The 1,025-nt window shown below is 42.5% G+C and carries 1 pseudogene; it reads right to left on the bottom strand.

The features are described 5' to 3' along the window. Positions 1-511: 511 nt before the first annotated feature. Positions 512-605: pseudogene (locus tag QUA47_RS31185) on the bottom strand (IS66 family transposase); the annotation flags it as partial. Positions 606-1,025 lie beyond the last annotated feature (420 nt).

Genomic DNA, 1,025 nt, shown 5'->3' with positions numbered 1-1,025 from the left:
TATTAATGTATCAACTCTCCCCAGAGTTGTCAAGCGTTTTGCCAAATTATTTTTGATTTTTTTTGAACCTATACACACCAAGGGTTTCGGCTCTCCTTCACCGCTCGGCTATCCGAAACCTGACTCCTCTTTAGGGCTTGGGTCTGCTTTTTGACCCCGGAAATACAATTGGGGCCGGGACTTGGTTGAGTCAATGGAAGGTAGTCGGGTAAGGTTCGAGAGTCACCTCTGTCCCCTCCCCTAAGAACGCAGCATGAGAGTTTCCAGCTCACTGCGCTCAAGCTTTGCTTCAAGCCCGTTTCAACTTGGTTTTTGAATGTACCTGCTTATTGCAGGTTTTTTGAAGGTGTTCAAGGTTTGGTAGCGCTCAAGATGTAATGATAAATGGTAATTGCTCAACTAGGGGAAAAAAGGGAGGCATCAGTAGAGAGAGCTTGTTGAATAGATTGATAAGCAGTTAAACCCTGACGCTTGCCAGTATTAACAACTGAACGAACGGCAGCAAACAAATCTCGCCCCCATTCCGAACGGAAGCCATTGGTCACACGGCGAAATATCACGCTCATCCGAATCGCCTGTTCACTACTATTATTCGTGGGTGGAATTGTCGCATCTTCCAGAAATACAAATAAATTGTCAATCAGCCCACCGTAACGTTTTCGTAACCGTATACCATCCTTCTGCTGTGGTGCTAAATCCAAAATTTTGGTTAATCTTTCCTGTAAATTTATTCGATATCTCAAGATTCTAGTATCATCCATATTCTCCCCTGGGGGGGTGACAAAGAGGTTTAGGAGATAGACCGAATAAGGGTTGCAGCCCGTATACCCTGTTGATAAAAGCGACGTTTATTGGCAGGGTAAACGCATCTAAATTAATTTGACAAAAACCTGAATTTGTGTATTACTAAATAACTCAAAAAACTTTCTTTAAATGCTTAACTTTAACCCAGGGTAAGAGCATCTCAATTAGGCTTGACACAAGGACTCAGAAGAATCTAATGTAGGGTCAAGAAAACAAGAAAA

It is taken from the genome of Microcoleus sp. MON2_D5, assembly GCF_036701905.1.
Lineage (GTDB): Bacteria > Cyanobacteriota > Cyanobacteriia > Cyanobacteriales > Microcoleaceae > Microcoleus.
The sequence above is the reverse complement of the archived record's forward strand: the minus strand, read 5'-3'. Positions and strand labels throughout refer to the sequence as shown.